The following is a 19824-nucleotide window of genomic DNA, read 5'->3' as shown; positions in this document are numbered from 1 at the left end:
GGCGCAATAGGAAGGAAACAGTCTCTCGTCCACCGGAAGAGAAAGGGGCGGTTGAGCCGCCCCTTATCCCCGGATGTTGTTAGAGACCGAGCTTGGACTTAACCGCTGCAAGCCCGTCGCCGCCGTCCTTGGTGGTGACGCCAGCGAGCCAGGGAGTGATCGCAGTCGGATTTGCCTTCAGCCATTCCGTGGCAGCCGCTTCCGGCTCCTTGCTGTCGTTCAGGATCTTACCCATGATCTCGTTTTCCATCGGCAGCGAGAAGACGAGGTTTTTGACGAAGGTGCCGACATTCGGGCATTCCTGCAGGTAGCCTGTGCGGACGTTGGTGTAGACGGTCGCGCCGCCGAAGTTCGGTCCGAAGATGTCGTCACCGCCGGTGAGGTAGGTCATCTTGTAGGTGTTGTTCATCGGATGCGGCGCCCAGCCGAGGAAGATGATCGGCTTGCCTTCCTTGTCGGCGCGCGACACCTGAGCCAGCATGCCCTGCTCGGAGGACTCGACCACCTCGAAGCCCTTCAGGCCGAAGGTGTTCTTGTCGACCATGTCGATGACCAGGCGGTTACCGTCATTGCCCGGCTCGATGCCATAGATCTTGCCGTCAAGGTCGTCCTTGTGGGCAGCGATATCCTTGAAGTCCTTGATGCCGAGTGCTGCGCCCTTTTCGTTGGTCGCCAGGGTGTATTTGGCGCCTTCGAGGTTGGCACGTACGGTTTCGACCGACTTGTCAGCGGCAAACGGCTTGATGTTCTCGGCCATGGAGGGCATCCAGTTGCCGAGGAACACGTCGATGTCCTTGTTCTTCAGGGACTGATAGGTCACCGGCACGGCGAGCACCTTGACGTCGGTGTCGTAGCCGAGAGCCTTCAGGAGGATGGAGGCCGTCGCGGTGGTGGAGGTGATGTCGGTCCAGCCGACATCGGCAAAATGTACGTTGCCACAGCTTGCCGGCTCAGCGGCGGATGCGGTGGTTGCGCCCAGCATCAGCGCGGAAAGAGCTGAAGCGAAGGCAAATGCGGTTAAAGTCATTTTTATCATTGTGTGACTCCCAGTCTAACGTTCCCAAGCAACCACCAATAACTGACATTTTCAAGCGACCTCATTGTATTTGCGTCGGTTTGTAGGGGCTGATTGCGACTCCCCAATATTTTTTCAGCCATATATTGCCGAGCCGATCTGTCCTGTCCGGGCCGCGCAATTCCTGTGGTTTTCGCCGAAGGCGTCTTTCCTTCCGGCGATGGAGAACCCATGAGACGCTCAAGGAGAATATCATGGCCAAGCTGTACTTCCACTATTCGACGATGAATGCCGGCAAGTCGACCATGCTGCTGCAGGCTGCCTATAATTATGAGGAGCGCGGCATGCGGACGGTTGCCTTCATCGCCGCGCTGGATGATCGCGCCGGCCGCGGCAAGATCGCTTCGCGTATCGGCCTGGAGATGGCCGCCACGCCCTTCGATGAAACGGACGATCTCTTTGCAATGGTGGACAACCTGCACGCCGAGGAAGCGCTTGCTTGCGTCTTCGTCGACGAGGCGCAGTTCCTGTCGCGCGAGCAGGTCTGGCAGCTTGCCCACATTGTCGATCGCCTCGGCGTACCGGTCATGGCCTATGGGCTGCGCACCGATTTCCAAGGCAAGCTGTTTCCGGGCTCGCAGGAGCTTTTGACGATTGCCGACGAGATGCGTGAAGTGCGGACGATCTGCCACTGCGGCCGCAAGGCGACGATGCTGGTGCGCCTGGACCGACAGGGCAGGGTGGTGCACGAGGGCGCGCAGATCGAGATCGGCGGCAGCGACAAATATGTTTCTCTCTGCCGCCGTCACTGGGAGGAAGCCATGGCCGGGGAATGAAGCGTCCGCGGCATTGCGTCATCCGGTAGATGGCGGCGAATTTCTTTATGGTCGTGGCAATCGGAATCGCATCCAGACATCCGATGGTGGAGGAAACATGAAATTGCGCTGTCTGACGGCCGTGGCCGCCGTTCTTCTTTCCGCTTCGGCCGCTCTTGCCGACGGAGATGCAGTTGCCGGTGCGGCAGTCTTCAAGAAGTGCGCCGTCTGTCACACGGCAACCGAACATGAGAACCATGTCGGGCCATCGCTGATGGGCGTGGTCGGTCGTCCCGTGGCCACCGTGCCGGATTATAACTACTCGCCGGCGATGAAGGCCTTCGGCGCCGATGGCAAGGTTTGGGACGAGGCGCTGCTGCGGAAATACCTGCCCAGTCCGCAATTCCTGGTGAAAGGCACGAAGATGACCTTTCCCGGTTTGAAGAGCGACAAGGATTTGGACAATCTGATCGCCTATTTGAAGAACCCTTCTGTCACACACTGAGGCAGGTTTGCACGCTCAGGCATTTTCTTTGTGCATTTAAGCGGTTAGTCTCGCCAACAACGGCAATTGAGAGACGCTTTCATGGTCAAGGCCCACTCTTTCGACGGCGAGATCGACAAGGCCCGCGCGGCGCTCGAGGACGCGATCAAGGGCATGGATGCGGCCAATGCCGGGCTCGGCGGCAATGCCAAGGGCAACGGGCGCGTCGACGCCATCAATTTCCCGGTGGAAGAGGCGCTGGTGCGTGAAACGATCGAGCTGCTCGATCGCTGGAGAAATCTGGCCCTGTCGCTGGTGAAGCAACTGGATTCACTGACCGCGACCGCTGATTTGCAGCACCGGCGGCTGTTCGATGAGACGGCCGGGATCGACACGTCGGGGCTGTTCGGGCGCAGGATCGGGCAAAGTCAGGCCAAGCCGGCGTCGATTGCGGCCGATCTCGAAGCGGCGCTGGCAGCTTCGGCTTCGCTCGATGCGCAGTTCAGGACCGCGCGACCGGCGCTGGTTCGCTCCTTTCGCGATTGCGAGGCGCATCTGGTGCGGGTCATCGAGCGGCGGCAACACATCGATTTCGAGATTGAGGACGTGCAGCGCCAGGCGGATGTCTTGATTCCAAGGATTTTCGATCGGCGCAGCAGCATTTCGTCGGCTCGCGATGCCGGTTCACGATCCGAATTGGAGGCGGAATATAGCCGGCTGACCGCCGAGCGGGATGATCTGCATGAGCGGGAGCGGGCATTGCAGCCGGGGCGAGCAGCGCGACAGCGGCTGATCGATATCTATGAGGAGCTGGCAAACGTCCTGAACACGCAAATTGCCGCCGTCAATGCGATGGCGGGCAAGCTTGCCATCGACATCGAGCAGCGGATTGCCTTGCTGCGGGCGGTGATATCGGAAGCTGCGCCGCCGCTGCCGGCCACCGAAAGGCCAGCCGCGGTCTCCGCTTTGATTGCGGCCTTCGAAGCGAATGTGCTTGCGGGGCATGATCTCGCAGCGCGCAAGGCTCGTGCCGATGATATCTTTACGCGGCGGCTGGAGCCGCATCTGCTGGCAGCGCCTGCGGCAGTCGTCGAGCCGTCGGAAGAGACCGAGCCGGAGACCTGATCATTGATTGAAAAATGACAACAGCCGGTTGCTGTCTCCTCCGGGAACACATATCTGCTTGAACGAGAATAACGACATGCCTCCACATGCACGAGAATCCGAAGCGATTTTCGGCGCAGAAGGGAAGCTCAAGGTGTCCCGCGTTCATTGCTCGTCCGACAGGCGCGCAGCGCGGCAAAGGAGAGGTTCATGCTTGATTCGATCACTGCGTTCTTCAAGCGGATCGGCAGCGCCATTGCACGCGGCCTGGGGCTCCTCTTCGTTGGGATACTCTGGCCCTTCCTTGCCGCTCACGGCTGGTACCGGCAGCGCAATTGGATGATCAAACTGCCGATTGCCGCTTTCGTGGCGCTGATGGCGGTGCTCTACGTCTATTTCATCTGGCAGACGCAGGTCTGGAACGGCTTCGATGCCAATTATCCCGACGTCTACAAGTTTTCAGACCGCAAGGTCGGGGCAGGGCAGGAACTGCCGGCTGTGAATGGGCAGCAAGCAGCCGCGAATGCGCCGAAGGCCTGCCAGACCTCCGCGATCGTCGACGTTACGGCCGATCTTACCGATTTCAACGTCAACCAGAATGCGTGGATCTCCTCGATGCTGCTCTTCAAGCTGGGGTTCGTCGGCATGAGCTGGGATGACACGCCTTTCCTCGACAATAAGGCGGCTTTTCAGCGCGGCGTGAATCAGGCTGTGCGGCGCACATCGGTGGAGCTGGTCGATACGCTCGTCCGCGTGCGTGGCACATCCGGCGTCAACAGCGACCTGCAGAGCGCTCGTGGCAATCTGCAGTTCGACGAATCGAGCTGGTACTTCGGCCTGCGCCCCTTTGGTCTGAAGACGCCGACGCCGAGCTATTATCGCGCTGCCATCGGCAGCTTGCGCAAGTTCAATACCGATCTCGGCGCCTGCAATGCCGTTTTCGATAGCCGGGCCGACAATCTCTTGCAATTCATCGATCGCGTTGCCAACGATCTCGGTAGCACGTCGGACATTCTGGCGGAGCGCTCGGAGAACCACAATTACGGCTGGTTTGACATGCGCGCCGATGACCGTTTCTGGTTCGCCTATGGCCAGCTCTATGGCTATTACGGCATTCTGAGCGCGGTTGGTGCCGATTTCCAGCAGGTCATCGCCGAGCGTAACCTGGGTACGCTCTGGACCGGCACGATGAAGCAGTTGCAAGCCGCCTTGCGGATTCAGCCCGCCATCATTTCGAATGGGCGCGAAGATGGCTGGATCATGCCGAGCCATCTTGCGACCATGGGATTCTACATCCTGCGTGTGCGCTCGAATCTGGTGGAAATGCGTAGCGTTCTTGGCGGCCGTTAAAGGACGGGCGGTCGTCAGGGGAATGTGCTGAAACGATTAGAGCGGGAAAGCGTGTCACGGAATCGCTTTCCCGCTCTATCTCTTTGTTTTCACGCAATTCCGGACGGAAAACCGCTTCGCACTTTTCCTGGAATTGCTTTAGCTAATCAGTTTCAAACGGATGGCCTTGGCGACCAACTGTGTGCGGTTGACGCAATCGAGCTTTCTGATCGCGTTGGTCATATAGGCGTTGACCGTGTGATCGGAGAGGGAGAGAATTTGGCCGATTTCGACCGAAGTTTTGCCCTGCGCCGTCCAGCGAACCACTTCCAGCTCCCGGGCGGAAAGCATGTGCGGCACGGCACCGTCGTTGCGCTTGATGCAGTTGTAGGTGTCGAGCCCCTGTAGCATGATCATGGTGAGCTCGTTGAGCTCGCTCTGCCCGAGACTGCTGCGATTGCCCATGAACCAGAAGACGAGACGCTGTCCGTCAGAGGAGTTGATGGGAATAACGACGCCCATCGGACAATTGTGATTGGTGAAGAGCGTCCGCAGCTCGCGCGGCAGGTCCACATCGTGGGCGGCGCCTTTTTCCAGCAGATGCCACGAACGCGGCATGACCGAGTCCCGCACGCGCATCAAGATCGAGCATTGGCGGAGCAACTGGTTACGATCGAAATCACGGAGAAACTGCACCGGCATCGAGCCTTCGATGACCAGCGGCGTCAACATGGAATCTTCGGAAACCGGAGCATTCATCAGGGCTGCGTGGCTGAAGCCGAAAGCGGAGCTCGCACGATCCAAAGCCTGCGCAAAAGCCGTTTGTGTCCGGGCTGCGGCCAATTCGGCGGAAAGCAATAATTGTCTCTCGGCGGTGATGAAATAGGACATTTTGATGTAAGCGCCCACAGCGTGTTATCGGTATCAAATACCGGATTTCCGGGCGAATGCTAGAGACAAATTTGCGACACCAATCAGAAATAATTCCATTTTCATATGTCTTAATATGGTAAAGTTCTGATTTGTATTACTTTTCCGAAAAGTGGTTTTTTGAGCAAAAATGTTGCTTTCTTGATTTCTCCATTCCGGCATGGGCGCCGGGCCTGCGGACATCCGGCAACGGCCGGCGGAAATGCCAAGCTGATCGCCATTGGTGACGGCTGACGGAAGACTATCGAGGCTTGCCTTGCGAAGGTCAAAAGCGATTGCTATCGGTCTTTCACAGCAATTGCTTCCAGGCTTCTATTTCATGATCTTCTGCTTGTTCCCGCAGCGTGTCGCTCGGTGTTGCCAAAGGGCCTTGTGGTTCCTGACAACCGTTTTTCTTCTGTTGCTTTCTTTCACCTCCGCTGAAGCTTCGGGCGCTGCCGCCGGTCAGTCCATGGACTTTGTTTTGGTGCATGGTGACATGGCCTGGTGCCGCGCCGACAACAATTGCCCGGACTGGATCTCCGCCGAAGGGCAGATCATGGCGGATTCGCCGAAGAAGTTGCAAAAGCTGCTGAAACGCCTCGGCGGCAGGAAACTGCCGATCATTGTCAGTTCGCCGGGCGGCGATGTCCGGGCAGCCATGGAGATGGCCTATGCCATCCGCAAGCAGAAACTCGCAATCGCCGTCGGCAGGACGCGCTCGCGCGATTGTCCCTATGCCGAGCCGATCTGTTCGGCCGCCCGCACTAAGGATGGCTCCATCAAGGGTGAGACATTTTCTCTCGGTGCCATCTGCTTTTCGGCCTGCCCGCTGTTTTTTGCCGGCGGCGCCGAGCGCGTCTCCAGTCCCTTCGCGCTTCTCGGCGTCCATCAGATCACCACGACCTACAGCGAGGTGCGCGTCCAGTACCGCACCGAATACGAAATGGTGAATGGCAAGCGAAAGATCCTCTCCAAACGGGAGGTGGGGCGCAAATTCGTCGGTAAGCACGATACGACCAAGCTCGACAGGCGACAGACGGCGAGGCTCGTCGATTTCCTGGAGGAAATGGGTGTCGACAAATCGCTTGTCGATCTGATGCTCGGCACCGCGCCGACGTCGATCCATCTCATCGCGCAGATGGATGCGCTGAAGCTGCGATTGACGACGGAGCTTGCCGCTGCCGATCAACTCGTTGCCGCCAGGGATTGCAAGGGCAAGCAGTCGATTGCGGAATGTGCCGCCCGGCCGCCCGCTTCGCCTGTCGTCGGCGAGTAAATATGCCTTCGCCTCAGGCCTCCTTGCTTTTCGCCTTAGCCATGATCCGCTCCAGATAGCCGAGCAGAAGTGCCGAGGCGACGAAAGCGAGGTGCATGATGGTCAGCCACATCAGCTTGGCGTTCTCGTATTGGGTGGCGTTGAGGAATATCTGCAGCAGGTGGATCGACGAGATGGCGACGATCGAAGAGGCAACCTTGATCTTGAGGCTGCCGGAATCGAGCTTGCCGAGGAAGGAGACTTCGTCATCGGCCTTGTCGAAGCGGCTGACGAAATTTTCGTAGCCTGAAATCATCACCATGACGATGAGGCTGGCCACCAGCGCGGCATCAATAAGGCCGAGAATGGCGAGAATCATGTCCGCCTCGTCATAGTCAAAGACGCCGGCGGCGACCTTCAGGAATTTGTAGCCGAACGAGACGGCATAGATCGCGAGCGAGGCAGCGAGGCCGAGATAGAAGATCACCAGAATCCAACGGCTGGAGAGAATGATGCGCTCGAGCAGTAGTTCCAGGGACTTCATGCCTTATCCTTTTCGTTCGTCCTGCAGATCGTCCGGGAAAATAGGTGCGCCGGCGCTTTGCTGCAAGGCAGCATGGTTGCAGGACCGACCGCAATATGCAGCTATTCACAGTGGATATTTATTGGGCTATCCCGACAGGGGGAATGCTTCCATGTTCAGGGCGGGAACAGGTGCTATGACAGCGGTGAAATCCGATATAGAAATCGCGCGCGCCGCGAAGAAATTGCCGATCGCCGAGATCGGCGCCAAGCTTGGCATTCCTGCCGAAGATCTTGCGCCCTACGGACATGACAAGGCGAAGATAGGGGCGAGGTTCATCGCTTCGAAAGCGGGCAACGCGGACGGCAAGCTGATCCTCGTCACTGCTATCAATCCGACGCCGGCCGGCGAGGGGAAGACGACGACCACCGTTGGCCTCGGCGACGGGCTGAATCGCATCGGCAAAAAGGCGATCGTCTGCGTGCGCGAGGCCTCGCTCGGACCTTGCTTTGGCGTGAAGGGCGGGGCGGCGGGCGGCGGCTACGCGCAGGTCATCCCGATGGAAGATATCAACCTGCACTTCACCGGCGATTTCCACGCTGTCACGGCGGCGCACAATCTTTTGGCCGCGCTGATCGACAATCATATCTATTGGGGCAACGAACAGAATATCGATGTCCGTCGCATCACCTGGCGCCGCGCCATGGACATGAACGACCGGGCGTTGCGCGATATCGTCACCTCGCTCGGCGGCGTGGCCAATGGTTTTCCGCGCGAGGGCGGTTTCGACATCACCGTCGCCTCCGAGGTCATGGCGATCCTTTGTTTGGCTGCCGATCTGAAGGACCTGGAAAAGCGGCTCGGCAACATCATCATCGGTTATCGCCGCGACCGCACGCCGGTCTATGCCCGCGACCTCAAGGCGGATGGGGCAATGGCGGTGCTGCTCAAGGATGCGATGCAACCGAACCTAGTGCAGACGCTGGAAAACAATCCGGCTTTGGTGCATGGCGGCCCCTTCGCCAACATCGCCCATGGCTGCAATTCTGTGATCGCTACGCGCACGGCGCTGAAGCTTGGCGACTATGTCGTGACCGAGGCGGGCTTCGGCGCCGATCTCGGCGCGGAAAAGTTCTTCGACATCAAGTGCCGTAAGGCCGGGCTTTCGCCGGATGCGGCTGTTATCGTCGCGACGGTCCGGGCACTGAAGATGAATGGCGGTGTCAGGAGGGAAGATCTCGGCCAGGAGAACGTCGGAGCCCTTCTGAAAGGCTGCGCCAATCTCGGGCGGCACGTCGCCAATGTCCGCAAATTCGGCGTGCCGGTCGTTGTTGCCATCAATCACTTCATTTCGGATACGGATGCGGAAGTCGAGGCGTTGAAGAATTACGTGGCGCGGCTTGGTGCCGAGGCGATCCTTTGCCGCCACTGGGCCGAGGGATCGGCGGGGATCGAAGAGCTTGCCTACAAGGTGGTCGAGCTTGCCGAATCCGGCCAGGCGAAATTCCAGCCGCTCTATCCTGACAACCTCTCCCTGCTTGAAAAGATCGAGATCGTCGCTTCGAAGATCTACCATGCCGGCGAGGTGACCGCCGACAAGGCCGTGCGCGATCAGCTCCGTTCCTGGGAAGATCAGGGTTACGGCCATTTGCCGGTCTGCATGGCGAAGACACAATATTCCTTCTCAACGGACCCGAACATCCGCGGCGCGCCGGAGGGGCATATCGTGCCAGTCCGCGAAGTGCGCCTCTCGGCCGGCGCCGGCTTTGTCGTCGTTATCACCGGCGAGATCATGACCATGCCAGGCCTGCCGAAATCCCCGGCGGCAGAGCGGATTTTCCTCAATGATCAGGGATATATCGAGGGATTGTTTTAAGTTCCGATTCCGGTGCAACTGGGGAGCCGGAGGGTCAGAACTTTGTTGGCCAGCGCCGAGAGCTGACCGAGCCGCGCCAGCTCCCCTAAGCGGGCCAAAGCCCGACGCTCAGTGGCAATATCGGAACTCGCCGTTCCTCTTCAGCACGTCCAGATGGAAATGCGTCTCGTGTGCAGCGTCGCTGTCCGGGTCGAGGACGGTTGTGAAATAGAGGCAGGCGGAGGCACTGGCGCTGCGTTGGAACGCACCTGTCAGGGTCGGATCTTCGTGGCGGGGCTCGATGCCGACGGTCTCGCCGTTTTCGAAGGTGAAGCTGGCGATGTCGATGGCATTGCCGCGGGCATGTTCCGAGATCTTGCCGGTGGTGGCGTTATTGCGCAGGCGGCAGATATAGGTCGAGGCCTGGTTGAGCGCGGTAATTCGGCCATTGTCCTTCAGCGCAGTTGCGGCGGCGGGGATCACGCTCTCTTTCATCCAGTGGGCAAGCGCCAAGGCGGCCGCGCAGCGCATCGTGCCTTCCGGCTTCAGCTTGATATCCGGCAGCGGTTCGGAGAGGGCAATCGGCTTGTCGATGCCGCAGCCGTTGCCGTCATCGATGCGGGGAATGTCCTTGAACACCGCACCCATGGCGCTCAATTCTTTAAGACAGGCTTGATGCTCTTCGTCCGATTCCGCTGCGACGGTTAGCGGCGGCTTGGGCGGCCCTTGCATTTCCCCGTCGGTCGGTTGGGTCTCGGCCGGTTGGGTCTCGGAAGTCTCCGGTTTTTGTGCCGGTATCGGCGGCTCAGTAGGCGATTGAGTTTGTTCGCTATCCGGCTTGGACTGGGGCATAGGGCCGGTTTCGGGGAGGGAGGCTGCCGTCAACATGGCGACGGCGATCGTGACGGAGATGATCCGGAGCAGCATCAAGTATTTCACCCATTTCTAATAGCAACGCCGGGAGAACGCTCGATGCAGCGATTTCGTTGCAATTCAGCAACTTTATCGGTCATGTTTTAAACATGACAATTTTATTCATAATTATATCAACTGGATATATTGACAATAATAGTCATGTTTTTTATGCGGCAGAAAGAAGGCGGAAATTGCTCCGCTTCGTTCAACGAAAAGAACCCAGCCAGCCCCTTGCGTGCGTCAGAAGGCACCAACCAGCCAGCCCGGTGAAGCAATTCGAAAGGAATGGTTATGGTTGTCCGGCGATCCCGCTCGGTTCTCTTGGCGTGCACGGCGTTTCTGGCCCTCGGGCTCGGCACGGCCTCTTATGCGCAGACGGCAAATCAGAATGATGCGACCGCAGACGGAGCGGCGGCGAAGAGCGGCCGCGCAACGGAGTTGAAGCCGATCGTGGTCAAGGGGAAAGCGTCGAAAGACGTGCTCGCCGACTCGCCGACGACCACTGAGACGACGGCAAAGGAAATCGACGATAATCAGATTACCCGTATCGAGGACCTTGGCCGTAGCACCGAAGTCGGCGTTGGCTTCGACCGCACCAGCGGCAGCATCAATATTCGCGGCCTCGAAGACGACCGCGTGCTGACGACGATCGACGGCATCGAGGTCCCGTTCCTGCTCGACGGCGCTCGCGCTGCGGACGGCGGCGTCAACAGCTTCGACTTCAATACGCTTTCGACGGTCGACGTCGTGCGCGGCGCCGATTCCAGCCGCGCTGGTTCCGGTGCTCTTGGCGGCGCTTTCGTGTTGCGCACGCTGGAGCCGGAGGATCTGATCACGCCTGGTTCGACCTGGGGCGGCGTCTTCAAACTCGGCTACAACGGCGATGACCGCAGCGTCGGCGGCTCGGCCGCAGTTGCCAAGCGCATCGACAATACTGCCGTTCTTTTCGAGGGCGGATACACGCACGGACATGAGCTGGAAAACAACGGCGATGTCGGCGGCTACTCCACCAAGCGCACCGAGGCCGATCCGGCCAACTACAACCAGCGCAATGGCCTCTTCAAGATCCGCCAATATACCGATGTCGGAACTTTTGGCATTACGGCCGAACACTACAATAAAGATACAGATATCGATGCCATGCATCTGCAGAGCCCGACCGGAAACTTCCGGCCTGGCAACTACGATACGACCGACAATATCGAACGCAACCGCCTGTCGCTCGATTATAAATACGAGGCCGATAGCGCCGACTCGCTGGTCGACACCGCCAATGCGGTCTTCTACTGGCAGAACCTGATGCGCGAGAACGGCGCCGAGGGTTATCGTTATACCTCCGTCATCGGCGATTATTGGCGCCGCAACGAGGTCGAGGATCGCAGCATCGGCTTCAACGGCAATGCGTCGAAGTCCTTCGATACCGGCAGCCTGCATCACAACGTCACCTTCGGCCTCGACGTCGCCTTCACCAAGACGCATCAATATTCAGCCGGCGGCGATAGCTGCAACCTTCCTCGTTGGGCCGCTTCTTGCGCATTCCTGCACACCAACCAGTCTGATATGCCTGATGTCGACGGCAAGCGCGTCGGCGCCTTCATCGACGACAAGATCGAAATCGGCTCCAGCAGCTTTTCGCTGACGCCGGGCCTGCGCTTCGACTGGTATGACTACTCGCCAAAGAATACCGACGCTTATCGCGACAGCGCCAACTATTCCGGCCTGCCGTCCGGACAGTCCGACACCCGCTTCTCGCCGAAGCTGCGTGCGGCATACCAGCCGCAGAACAATGTCGAGCTTTATGCGCAATGGGCCATGGGCTTCCGCGCGCCGAATGTCAGCGAACTCTACCTGAATTACGGCGTGCCCGGCGGCTATGTCAGCTACGGCAATCCCGATCTGAAGCCGGAGACCAGCAACGGCGTCGAAATCGGCGCGAACCTCGGCGATGATGATTTCGGCGGCCATATCGGCGGCTTCTACAACAAGTATAAGAACTTCATCGACAGCGAGACTTCCGTCGATCCGACGCGTACTTACCCGTTGGGGATTACCGAATACTTCAACCGCGACAACGTCCGCATCTTCGGCGTCGAGGTCAATGCGCACAAGAAGTTCGACAATGGCATTCATATCAAGGGCTCGCTTGCCTATGCCAATGGCAAGGACTCCGATACCGGCGAATGGCTCGATTCCGTCGCTCCGGCAAAGGCGGCCTTCACCGTCGGCTATGCCACCGAGATCTGGGGTACGGATCTGACCTTCATCACCGCGACGAGCGAGCCGAAGAAGGATGGCGACAGCTTCCGCACGCCGGGTTACGGCATCTTCGACCTGACGGGATGGTGGGAACCGGAGCAGGTGAAAGGCCTGACGTTGCGGGCAGGGGTCTATAATATCTTCAACAAGACCTATTACGACGCACTGAACGTCGCCTCGACCAGTCTGACGCAACCGCATGAGTTCTATTCGGAGCCTGGCCGGACCTTCAAGCTGACGCTGACGCAGAAGTTCTAAGCGATCTCATCGTGATGACAGGGAGGGCGATGCTTCGGCATCGCCCTTTTTCCTGAGCATTTTTGGGGAAGCTGACGCATAAACATGCTCGGCTTCGCCTTCCTGAACGCCTGCCTGCGAATGCCGCGCGATTGTCTATCGCAGCGTTCAATGCTATCAAGGCGGCTCAACCGATTGAGAGAGGAGGGCCGCATGATGACGTTTGTCTGGCGTAATCGCCAGTTCGGTCCGACTCATGCCCTGCAAACGCGTTTGCAGGGCTGATCAGAGGCTGTCACTCACTCATTTCCTTCTGGTCTGCCCCTGTTGGGTAACGCAGCGCTGAGCTTTTGTGTTCGCGCGGCTGCGTCATGACAGTTTACCGAGCAAAGAGCCGAACATACGGCCGGTAACACCTGCATCCCATGGCGATAAGGCGCCTTGGATCGATGGACGGTGGCTTGCTTGGGTCAGACCGGAAAAGACCATGACTCTGATCAATCTCCGCAATTTTGGCATTACCTTGGGTGTGCCGCTCATCTCCAATCTCAATTTCACCGTGGGTGCCGGCGACCGTATAGGCATCGTTGCTGCCAATGGCAGGGGTAAATCCAGCCTGCTCAATTGCATCGCCGGCCGGCTGGAGCCGACAGCGGGCGACGTTACCCGCTCGCGCGGCCTTCGGGTCGGCTATGTCGAGCAGAATGTGCCGGCCGATCTGGCTGCTATCTCTTTCTACGATGCGGTTCTCCGTGCTCTGCCGGCCGAACAAGCCGAGAGCGAGGGCTGGCGCGTCGACGTCAGTTTGGATTCGCTCGACGTGCCGCAGGTGCTGCGGGAGAGGGCACTTGCGGAGCTTAGTGGCGGTTGGCAGCGGCTGGCCATGCTCGCCCGTGTTTGGGTGACGGAGCCGGATGTCCTGCTGCTGGACGAGCCGACCAACCACCTCGATCTCGCGAAGATCGCGCTGCTGGAAGATTGGTTGAACGCTCTGCCACGCGATGTGCCGGTGTTGATCGCGAGCCACGACCGCGCCATTCTCGATGCCGTCACCAACCGCACCCTGTTCCTGCGCCAGGAGCAATCGGTGGACTACGCCTTGCCGTATGGCCGGGCACGGGCTGCGCTGGACGAGGCCGACGCTTCGGATGAGCGGCGTTACCAGAAGGACATGAAGACGGCGCAGCAATTGCGCAAGCAGGCAGCCAAGCTCAACAATCTCGGCATCAATTCCGGCAGCGACCTGCTGACGGTCAAGACGAAACAGCTCAAGGCGCGCGCCGAGCGCCTGGAGGATGCGGCACGGCCGGGTCATCAGGAGCGTTCGTCCGGTGCGATCAAGCTCGCCAATCGCGGCATTCAGGCGAAGATATTGGTGACGCTCGATGATGCCTGCGTCGAGACACCGGATGGCACATTGTTGTTCAAGACCGGCAAACGCTGGATCTGCCAGGGTGATCGCATCGTCCTGCTTGGCCAAAATGGGGCAGGCAAGACCCGGCTTGTCGAGATGATCCACAAAGCCATTGCCGATCAGAGCGCATCGGGGGCAATCCGGGCAACGCCATCGCTGGCGCTAGGCTATAGCGATCAGGCGCTCTCGCATCTCGGTCATGACGACACCCCGCTCGGCGTGATCACGCGGCTGTTCGAACTCGGCGAACAGCGGGCGCGCACGCTGCTTGCTGGCGCCGGTATGGGCGTCGACATGCAGGGCCGGGCCATCGGCAGGCTTTCGGGTGGTCAGAAGGCGCGATTGTCCATGCTGGTGCTGCGATTGACCGATCCTAACTTCTACCTACTGGACGAACCGACCAACCATCTCGATATCGATGGGCAGGAGGCGCTGGAGGGCGAGTTGATGACGCAAGAGGCAAGCTGCCTGCTCGTCTCCCACGACCGCAGCTTCGTCCGCGCCATCGGCAATCGCTTCTGGCTGATTGAGAAGAAGCGGCTGACGGAAGTGGAGGGGCCGGAGGAGTTCTTCGAGGCGGCCAGGAGGTAGGAATAAGAGGTAGGGTAAGGCGATCGGATCGGCAGCGAGCATCGACTGTGAACGCATCTACAGCTTTGAGTTGACAGCGAGAAATATCAGCATACAGAATGCAACCGACATTTCATGAAGGTGCAACTTGACGAGCTTGATTCTGAACGATCGCCTGAACCGCCCTGCATACTGGATGTTCATCTGCATATTTTTAGGATTTCGGGTCGGAGCCGTTGTTCTGAGCGAGATGGGTTACACTTCCGATCTCTTACGTCATATGGACTTCATCCTCTTCTTCGTCGCGTCCGTGATGGGCGCACGACTACGGGATTTTGGATGGTCAGCCTTTTGGGGTTGGGCGGGCGTGGCGTTGTTTAGTTTCGTTTTTCCCGTTGGAATAATAGCGATACTAAAGCCGGCGATATTGCCGAATGGATGGGTGGATGGTCCCGCTGGGGGCTATATTACCTTATTTGACACACTTCCGTTCCTTGCTTTGGTCACAGTTGTGGGGCTTCCGCCAAGCGATCCGGATAGCAAATATAGAATGCCGTCGCGGTATAACATAGTTGTATCGGAATCCACGCAGCAATTTGCGCGGCGCTGGATTTTGCCGCCACTGTCTATTTTCAGACGACGTGTGAACCGCTCCGCCTATTGGGCAGGCCTGGTGTTCGTCTTTGCGGTTCTTTTCGCGCGAGCGGCGGCTGAGGGGGGCAACAATGGGGATACCGCATGGGGACTTCCGCTATTCGTTCTGGCAGTTGCTATCGCGGCAACGCTTGTTGCGGCGCGGCTGCGCGATTTCGGGTGGTCTGGCTTCTGGGGATGGAGCGTCATTGTCGGCTTGAGTTTTGTTATTCCACTGGCGATGTTTTCGCTTATCGGGGTGGACCAGATGTCTAGTTTGCCATCCTACGCGACTTCAGGACCGATACTTCTTTGTTTAGTTATGATCATCGCTGTTGGCATTCCAAGGGGAAATGCCGATGCCAACAAATATGGACCGCCCTTCCGTTGGAGAAAAAACAAGGCGGTTGCGTAATCCTGAGATTGCGGCTTGCGCATCATCTCGTCTCACGCTAACAATTCCCTCATGAACATGTCCTTGAACAATATTGCAGTTTGGTGGTGGGCACGCTGAGGCGGCCTCGACCAATCGTGTTCAAAGACGACGAGTGAGCCGCCCGAGATTTCGAGGCGGCTTTTTTGTTATAAAGGCCGCCTGTCATCCGGGCCCGACAACGGAGTGAGGAACAATGGTAACGATCCTTCGGGATGATGGTGCGGAAATCTACGAGACGAAGGGTGGCATCACCGTCACCCGGCAACGCCGGCCGACTCCCTATGCGGATGCGGTTTCGTCCTATATCGACAAGCTCGATGAGCGCCGTGGCGCGGTCTTCTCGTCGAACTACGAATATCCCGGCCGCTACACCCGTTGGGATACCGCCATCGTCGATCCGCCGCTCGGTTTGTCCTGCAATGGGCGCAATGTCTGGATCGAGGCCTATAATGAGCGTGGCGAGGTCATTCTCGGTTTCATCGCTGAAAAGCTGAAGACGGTTTCCGAACTGGTGCTTGGCGCTTCGACAGAACGCCGGCTTGACCTGACGGTAAAGACGCCGGATCGCGTCTTTACCGAGGAAGAGCGCTCGAAGACCCCGACGGTCTTCACGGTGCTACGCGCGGTCACTGATCTCTTCTATTCGCAGGCCGATGCCAGCATCGGCTTCTACGGCGCCTTCGGCTACGATCTGGCGTTCCAGTTCGACGCGATCAGCCTGAAGCTCGAGCGTCCTGATGACCAGCGCGACATGGTGCTCTATCTGCCGGACGAGATTCTGGTGGTCGACAACTATTCCGCCAAGGCCTGGATCGATCGTTACGATTTTGCCAAGGGAGGCGTCACTACCGAAGGCAAGTCCGGCGAGATCGCTGCCGAGCCCTTCCGCCACACCAATACCATTCCGCCGAAGAGCGATCATCGCCCCGGCGAATATGCCGAGCTGGTGGTCAAGGCGAAGGAGAGCTTCCGCAAGGGCGATCTTTTTGAAGTCGTGCCCGGCCAGAAGTTCATGGAGCGCTGCGAGAGCAAGCCATCCGATATTTCCAAGCGCTTGAAGGCGATCAATCCGTCGCCCTATTCCTTCTTCATCAATCTCGGCAATCAGGAATATCTCGTCGGCGCTTCGCCTGAGATGTTCGTGCGCGTGTCCGGCCGCCGCATCGAGACCTGCCCGATTTCGGGTACGATCAAGCGCGGAGACGATCCGATTGCCGACAGCGAGCAGATCCTGAAGCTCCTGAACTCCAAGAAGGACGAGTCCGAGCTGACCATGTGCTCCGACGTTGACCGCAACGACAAGAGCCGTGTCTGCGAGCCGGGTTCGGTCAAGGTCATCGGCCGCCGCCAGATCGAGATGTATTCGCGCCTGATCCACACGGTTGACCATATCGAAGGCCGCCTGCGCGACGACATGGATGCTTTTGACGGCTTCCTCAGCCACGCCTGGGCTGTCACCGTCACCGGCGCGCCGAAGCTCTGGGCCATGCGCTTCATCGAGAGCCATGAAAAGAGCCCGCGCGCATGGTACGGCGGTGCGATCGGCATGGTCGGCTTCAATGGCGACATGAACACCGGCCTGACGCTGCGTACCGTCCGCATCAAGGACGGCATTGCCGAAGTGCGTGCCGGCGCAACTCTGCTCAACGACTCGATTCCCGAGGAAGAAGAAGCCGAAACCGAACTGAAGGCCTCTGCCATGCTTTCCGCCATCCGTGATGCCAAGACCGGCAATTCCGGCAAACAGCAACGTGACGTCGCCTCCGTGGGCAAGGGTGTGAAGATCCTGCTCGTCGACCACGAAGACAGCTTCGTGCACACGCTCGCCAATTATTTCCGCCAGACGGGTGCCACGGTTTCGACCGTGCGCACGCCGGTGCCGGAAGAGGTCTTCGACCGGCTTGATCCGGATCTGGTCGTGCTGTCGCCGGGTCCCGGTAATCCGAAGGACTTCGATTGCAAGGCGACCATCAAGAAGGCGAGGGCGCGCAACCTGCCGATCTTCGGCGTCTGCCTGGGTCTGCAGGCGCTCGCCGAGGCCTATGGCGGCGAGCTGCGCCATCTTGCGGTTCCGATGCATGGCAAGCCATCACGCATCCGCGTGCTGGAGCCGGGACTCGTCTTCTCGGGTCTTGGCCGCGAGGTTACGGTCGGCCGCTATCATTCGATCTTCGCCGATCCGTCGAGCCTGCCGCGTGACTTCATGATCACGGCCGAAAGCGAAGACGGCACGATCATGGGCATCGAGCACGTCAAGGAGCCGATTGCGGCTGTACAGTTCCACCCGGAATCGATCATGACGCTTGGTGGCGACGCCGGCATGCGGATGATCGAGAATGTCGTAGCGCATCTGGCGCGGCGGGTGAAGACGAAGGCTGCGTGAGGCGAGAACCGTTAGCCGTCGAGTTCGAACGCCCCTATGCACTCGGAAAAAGTGCATAGGGGTGTTTTTTGCCTTGAAAGAGCCAACAAACCGCTGAAGACATTCGATGTTGGCGGGGGCTTTCGGTCGGTGATCTCAAGGATATTCAAGGGCGTCTTTTTCGCCGTGCTTGCGGTTGTGGCGATCGCAGGTCTCGGCATCGTTGCGCCGCGGCCGCTTTGGCATGACGGGCAGGCGGCAAGAGCCGAGCGGTCGCAACATATCCTCGTGCTCAGCAATCCCATCCATACGGATATCGCCATACCGGTCGATGGCGATCTCATCTCCCGTTTCGCATTCCTGCGGACAGCGGGGCTTGATCTCGATAATCCGAATGTGCGCTATCTCGTTTTCGGCTGGGGCGGCCGGAGTTTCTATACGGAGACGCGAACTTGGGCTGATTTGAAGGCTGGCCCTGTCTTGAAAAGCTTCACTCTGGATCGTGCCGTCATCCACGCCGAGCTGGCGGGCGAGATTCCGGCGGATGCTCCTGATGTCACGGCCATCAGCATCGATACCGAGGGGCTGGAGCGGCTCAAACGGTTCATTCTCGGCAGTTTCGAGCAAACGAATAACCAGCCGAGCCCGTTGATTGGCAGCAATTACGGACCGAATGATGCGTTCTTCGAGGCGCGGGGATATTTCAACGCGCTCACGGGATGCAATACCTGGACAGCCGCCGGGTTGAGGCAGGCGGGATTGACTTCGGGCTTATGGACGGCGCTGCCTTGGACGCTGCGGCTGTCACTCAGCCTGCACAACGATCGCGACCGTTTTGCATCCACTCAGGCGGAGTAGCGCGGATCAAGGCTGCTCAGAAAGCGTCCTGATCATCCTGCCAACATTCCTCGAAAATCAGCTTGTCGAGCGACAGGCGATCGCGCCAACCTTTCACGGCAAGCTCGGGCATATCGTAGAGTTCATCGACGTAGCCGACGCATAGCCATGCGACGATTTTGACATGCTCGGGTATGTTCAGGATGCTCTTGATCGCGTCCTCGTGAAAAATGCTTACCCAACCGACACCGACACCCTCGGCCCGCGCGGCCAGCCAGAGATTTTGAACGGCGCAGACCGTCGAATAAACGTCCGTCGCCGGATTGTGCGTCCGCCCGAGCACGACAGGCCCGCCGCGCTTGGTATCACAGGTGATGCAGATGCTGAGGGGCGCCTTGCGAATGCCTTCGAGCTTCAGTCGCTGATATTGTGCGCGGCGATCGCCTTCGAACATGAGGCAGGCTTCTTCATTGGCCTGATGAAATGCCTTCCAGACGCGCTCGCGCGTCTCCTGCTGGCGGATCAGGAGGAAATTCCATGGCTGCATGAAACCGACCGACGGCGCACGATGAGCTGCTTCGAGCAGCCGTCTCACAAGATCGTCGGGTAGCGGGTCGGAGCGGAACTGATCGCGCACGTCGCGGCGGGTTTCGATAGCACGGTAGACGGCAGCGCGCTCCGCTTCGGAGAAGGCGCATGCCGCGATCAGATGATCCGCTTCTTTGGGTGGCACATCTGCGACCGAAGCTGCGTTGTGCGAATGGGAGGGATCATCAAAAGAAGGCATGTTCCACCGTGGATTTGGAGGTAGCGGCGACGTTTCGTGGCGGAATGCCGTTCGCTGGGGCGTTATCGGTCGACCTATAGCTTAG

17 protein-coding genes are annotated in these 19824 nt (G+C 59.0%); 11 read left to right on the top strand and 6 right to left on the bottom strand.

Going from position 1 to position 19824, the window contains the following annotated elements:
• Positions 1 to 79: 79 nt before the first annotated feature.
• Positions 80 to 1027 (bottom strand): choline ABC transporter substrate-binding protein, encoded by a 948-nt coding sequence (locus QD357_RS07695; RefSeq protein ID WP_414124141.1) that lies wholly within the window; start codon positions 1025 to 1027, stop codon positions 80 to 82.
• Positions 1028 to 1269: 242 nt separating this feature from the next.
• Between QD357_RS07695 and QD357_RS07690 the strand changes: the two genes are divergently transcribed.
• The 4 genes from QD357_RS07690 (at position 1270) to QD357_RS07675 (ending at position 4768) form a co-directional block, all read left to right on the top strand.
• On the top strand, positions 1270 to 1851 hold the full coding sequence (locus tag QD357_RS07690) for a thymidine kinase (RefSeq protein ID WP_107108712.1): 582 nt from the start codon (positions 1270 to 1272) through the stop codon (positions 1849 to 1851).
• Positions 1852 to 1948: 97 nt separating this feature from the next.
• On the top strand, positions 1949 to 2335 hold the full coding sequence (locus QD357_RS07685; protein ID WP_107108711.1) for a c-type cytochrome: 387 nt from the start codon (positions 1949 to 1951) through the stop codon (positions 2333 to 2335).
• Positions 2336 to 2416: 81 nt separating this feature from the next.
• Positions 2417 to 3439 carry a hypothetical protein gene (locus tag QD357_RS07680; RefSeq protein WP_107108710.1) on the top strand — a complete coding sequence of 341 codons (1023 nt, stop codon included), beginning with the start codon at positions 2417 to 2419 and terminating at the stop codon, positions 3437 to 3439.
• Positions 3440 to 3628: 189 nt separating this feature from the next.
• Entirely contained in the window at positions 3629 to 4768 is a 1140-nt protein-coding gene (locus tag QD357_RS07675; protein WP_107108709.1) for a DUF2333 family protein, read from the top strand.
• 138 nt (positions 4769 to 4906) lie between these two features.
• Here the strand turns inward: QD357_RS07675 and QD357_RS07670 are convergent, their stop codons facing one another.
• The gene (locus QD357_RS07670; protein ID WP_107108853.1) at positions 4907 to 5638 is read right to left on the bottom strand and encodes a helix-turn-helix transcriptional regulator; all 732 of its coding nucleotides are present in this window, start codon (positions 5636 to 5638) and stop codon (positions 4907 to 4909) included.
• 328 nt (positions 5639 to 5966) lie between these two features.
• Positions 5967 to 6149: a hypothetical protein gene (locus tag QD357_RS07665; protein ID WP_414124128.1), complete on the bottom strand. Its 183-nt coding sequence runs from the start codon at positions 6147 to 6149 to the stop codon at positions 5967 to 5969.
• Here QD357_RS07665 and QD357_RS07660 point away from each other — a divergent pair.
• The gene (locus tag QD357_RS07660) at positions 6129 to 6935 is read left to right on the top strand and encodes a hypothetical protein (protein WP_245407488.1); all 807 of its coding nucleotides are present in this window, start codon (positions 6129 to 6131) and stop codon (positions 6933 to 6935) included. The two genes, QD357_RS07665 and QD357_RS07660, sit on opposite strands and share 21 nt — an antisense overlap.
• Positions 6936 to 6948: 13 nt before the next feature.
• On the opposite strand, the gene QD357_RS07655 is transcribed toward QD357_RS07660, so the two are convergent.
• The gene (locus QD357_RS07655; RefSeq protein WP_107108708.1) at positions 6949 to 7458 is read right to left on the bottom strand and encodes a TIGR00645 family protein; all 510 of its coding nucleotides are present in this window, start codon (positions 7456 to 7458) and stop codon (positions 6949 to 6951) included.
• Between the two features lie 175 nt (positions 7459 to 7633).
• On the opposite strand from QD357_RS07655, the gene QD357_RS07650 reads away from it, so the two are divergent.
• Positions 7634 to 9313, top strand: a complete 1680-nt coding sequence (locus QD357_RS07650; protein WP_107108707.1) for a formate--tetrahydrofolate ligase — start codon at positions 7634 to 7636, stop codon at positions 9311 to 9313.
• Between the two features lie 108 nt (positions 9314 to 9421).
• Here QD357_RS07650 and QD357_RS07645 read toward each other — a convergent pair whose 3' ends face one another.
• Positions 9422 to 10219 (bottom strand): extensin family protein, encoded by a 798-nt coding sequence (locus tag QD357_RS07645; RefSeq protein ID WP_107108706.1) that lies wholly within the window; start codon positions 10217 to 10219, stop codon positions 9422 to 9424.
• A 279-nt stretch (positions 10220 to 10498) separates the two neighbouring features.
• On the opposite strand from QD357_RS07645, the gene QD357_RS07640 reads away from it, so the two are divergent.
• From QD357_RS07640 to QD357_RS07620, 5 genes are all read left to right on the top strand, one after another.
• Positions 10499 to 12721: a TonB-dependent hemoglobin/transferrin/lactoferrin family receptor gene (locus tag QD357_RS07640; protein WP_107108705.1), complete on the top strand. Its 2223-nt coding sequence runs from the start codon at positions 10499 to 10501 to the stop codon at positions 12719 to 12721.
• A gap of 466 nt (positions 12722 to 13187) precedes the next feature.
• Positions 13188 to 14705 (top strand): ABC-F family ATP-binding cassette domain-containing protein, encoded by a 1518-nt coding sequence (locus QD357_RS07635; protein ID WP_107108704.1) that lies wholly within the window; start codon positions 13188 to 13190, stop codon positions 14703 to 14705.
• A 127-nt stretch (positions 14706 to 14832) separates the two neighbouring features.
• Positions 14833 to 15732 (top strand): DUF805 domain-containing protein, encoded by a 900-nt coding sequence (locus tag QD357_RS07630; protein WP_146143998.1) that lies wholly within the window; start codon positions 14833 to 14835, stop codon positions 15730 to 15732.
• A 214-nt stretch (positions 15733 to 15946) separates the two neighbouring features.
• The gene (locus QD357_RS07625; protein WP_331371057.1) at positions 15947 to 18136 is read left to right on the top strand and encodes an anthranilate synthase; all 2190 of its coding nucleotides are present in this window, start codon (positions 15947 to 15949) and stop codon (positions 18134 to 18136) included.
• 129 nt (positions 18137 to 18265) lie between these two features.
• The gene (locus tag QD357_RS07620) at positions 18266 to 18973 is read left to right on the top strand and encodes a TIGR02117 family protein (RefSeq protein ID WP_245407487.1); all 708 of its coding nucleotides are present in this window, start codon (positions 18266 to 18268) and stop codon (positions 18971 to 18973) included.
• A 16-nt stretch (positions 18974 to 18989) separates the two neighbouring features.
• Here QD357_RS07620 and bluB read toward each other — a convergent pair whose 3' ends face one another.
• A complete protein-coding gene (bluB, locus tag QD357_RS07615; protein WP_245407486.1) occupies positions 18990 to 19739 on the bottom strand; it encodes a 5,6-dimethylbenzimidazole synthase in 750 nt (249 codons plus the stop codon).
• Positions 19740 to 19824: the final 85 nt, after the last annotated feature.

The organism is Rhizobium sp. BR 317 (genome assembly GCF_047445835.1).
Taxonomy (GTDB): Bacteria; Pseudomonadota; Alphaproteobacteria; order Rhizobiales; family Rhizobiaceae; genus Rhizobium; species Rhizobium paranaense.
This window is presented reverse-complemented; position numbering and strand designations above follow the sequence as displayed.

What these genes read in the sequence shown, in the direction of transcription:
- QD357_RS07695 (WP_414124141.1), bottom strand. Translation starts at nt 1,027, where the DNA reads ATGACTTTAACCGCATTTGCCTTCGCTTCAGCTCTTTCCGCGCTGATG.
- QD357_RS07690 (WP_107108712.1), top strand. Translation starts at nt 1,270, where the DNA reads ATGGCCAAGCTGTACTTCCACTATTCGACGATGAATGCCGGCAAGTCG.
- QD357_RS07685 (WP_107108711.1), top strand. Translation starts at nt 1,949, where the DNA reads ATGAAATTGCGCTGTCTGACGGCCGTGGCCGCCGTTCTTCTTTCCGCT.
- QD357_RS07680 (WP_107108710.1), top strand. Translation starts at nt 2,417, where the DNA reads ATGGTCAAGGCCCACTCTTTCGACGGCGAGATCGACAAGGCCCGCGCG.
- QD357_RS07675 (WP_107108709.1), top strand. Translation starts at nt 3,629, where the DNA reads ATGCTTGATTCGATCACTGCGTTCTTCAAGCGGATCGGCAGCGCCATT.
- QD357_RS07670 (WP_107108853.1), bottom strand. Translation starts at nt 5,638, where the DNA reads ATGTCCTATTTCATCACCGCCGAGAGACAATTATTGCTTTCCGCCGAA.
- QD357_RS07660 (WP_245407488.1), top strand. Translation starts at nt 6,129, where the DNA reads ATGGACTTTGTTTTGGTGCATGGTGACATGGCCTGGTGCCGCGCCGAC.
- QD357_RS07665 (WP_414124128.1), bottom strand. Translation starts at nt 6,149, where the DNA reads ATGCACCAAAACAAAGTCCATGGACTGACCGGCGGCAGCGCCCGAAGC.
- QD357_RS07655 (WP_107108708.1), bottom strand. Translation starts at nt 7,458, where the DNA reads ATGAAGTCCCTGGAACTACTGCTCGAGCGCATCATTCTCTCCAGCCGT.
- QD357_RS07650 (WP_107108707.1), top strand. Translation starts at nt 7,634, where the DNA reads ATGACAGCGGTGAAATCCGATATAGAAATCGCGCGCGCCGCGAAGAAA.
- QD357_RS07645 (WP_107108706.1), bottom strand. Translation starts at nt 10,219, where the DNA reads ATGCTGCTCCGGATCATCTCCGTCACGATCGCCGTCGCCATGTTGACG.
- QD357_RS07640 (WP_107108705.1), top strand. Translation starts at nt 10,499, where the DNA reads ATGGTTGTCCGGCGATCCCGCTCGGTTCTCTTGGCGTGCACGGCGTTT.
- QD357_RS07635 (WP_107108704.1), top strand. Translation starts at nt 13,188, where the DNA reads ATGACTCTGATCAATCTCCGCAATTTTGGCATTACCTTGGGTGTGCCG.
- QD357_RS07625 (WP_331371057.1), top strand. Translation starts at nt 15,947, where the DNA reads ATGGTAACGATCCTTCGGGATGATGGTGCGGAAATCTACGAGACGAAG.
- bluB (WP_245407486.1), bottom strand. Translation starts at nt 19,739, where the DNA reads ATGCCTTCTTTTGATGATCCCTCCCATTCGCACAACGCAGCTTCGGTC.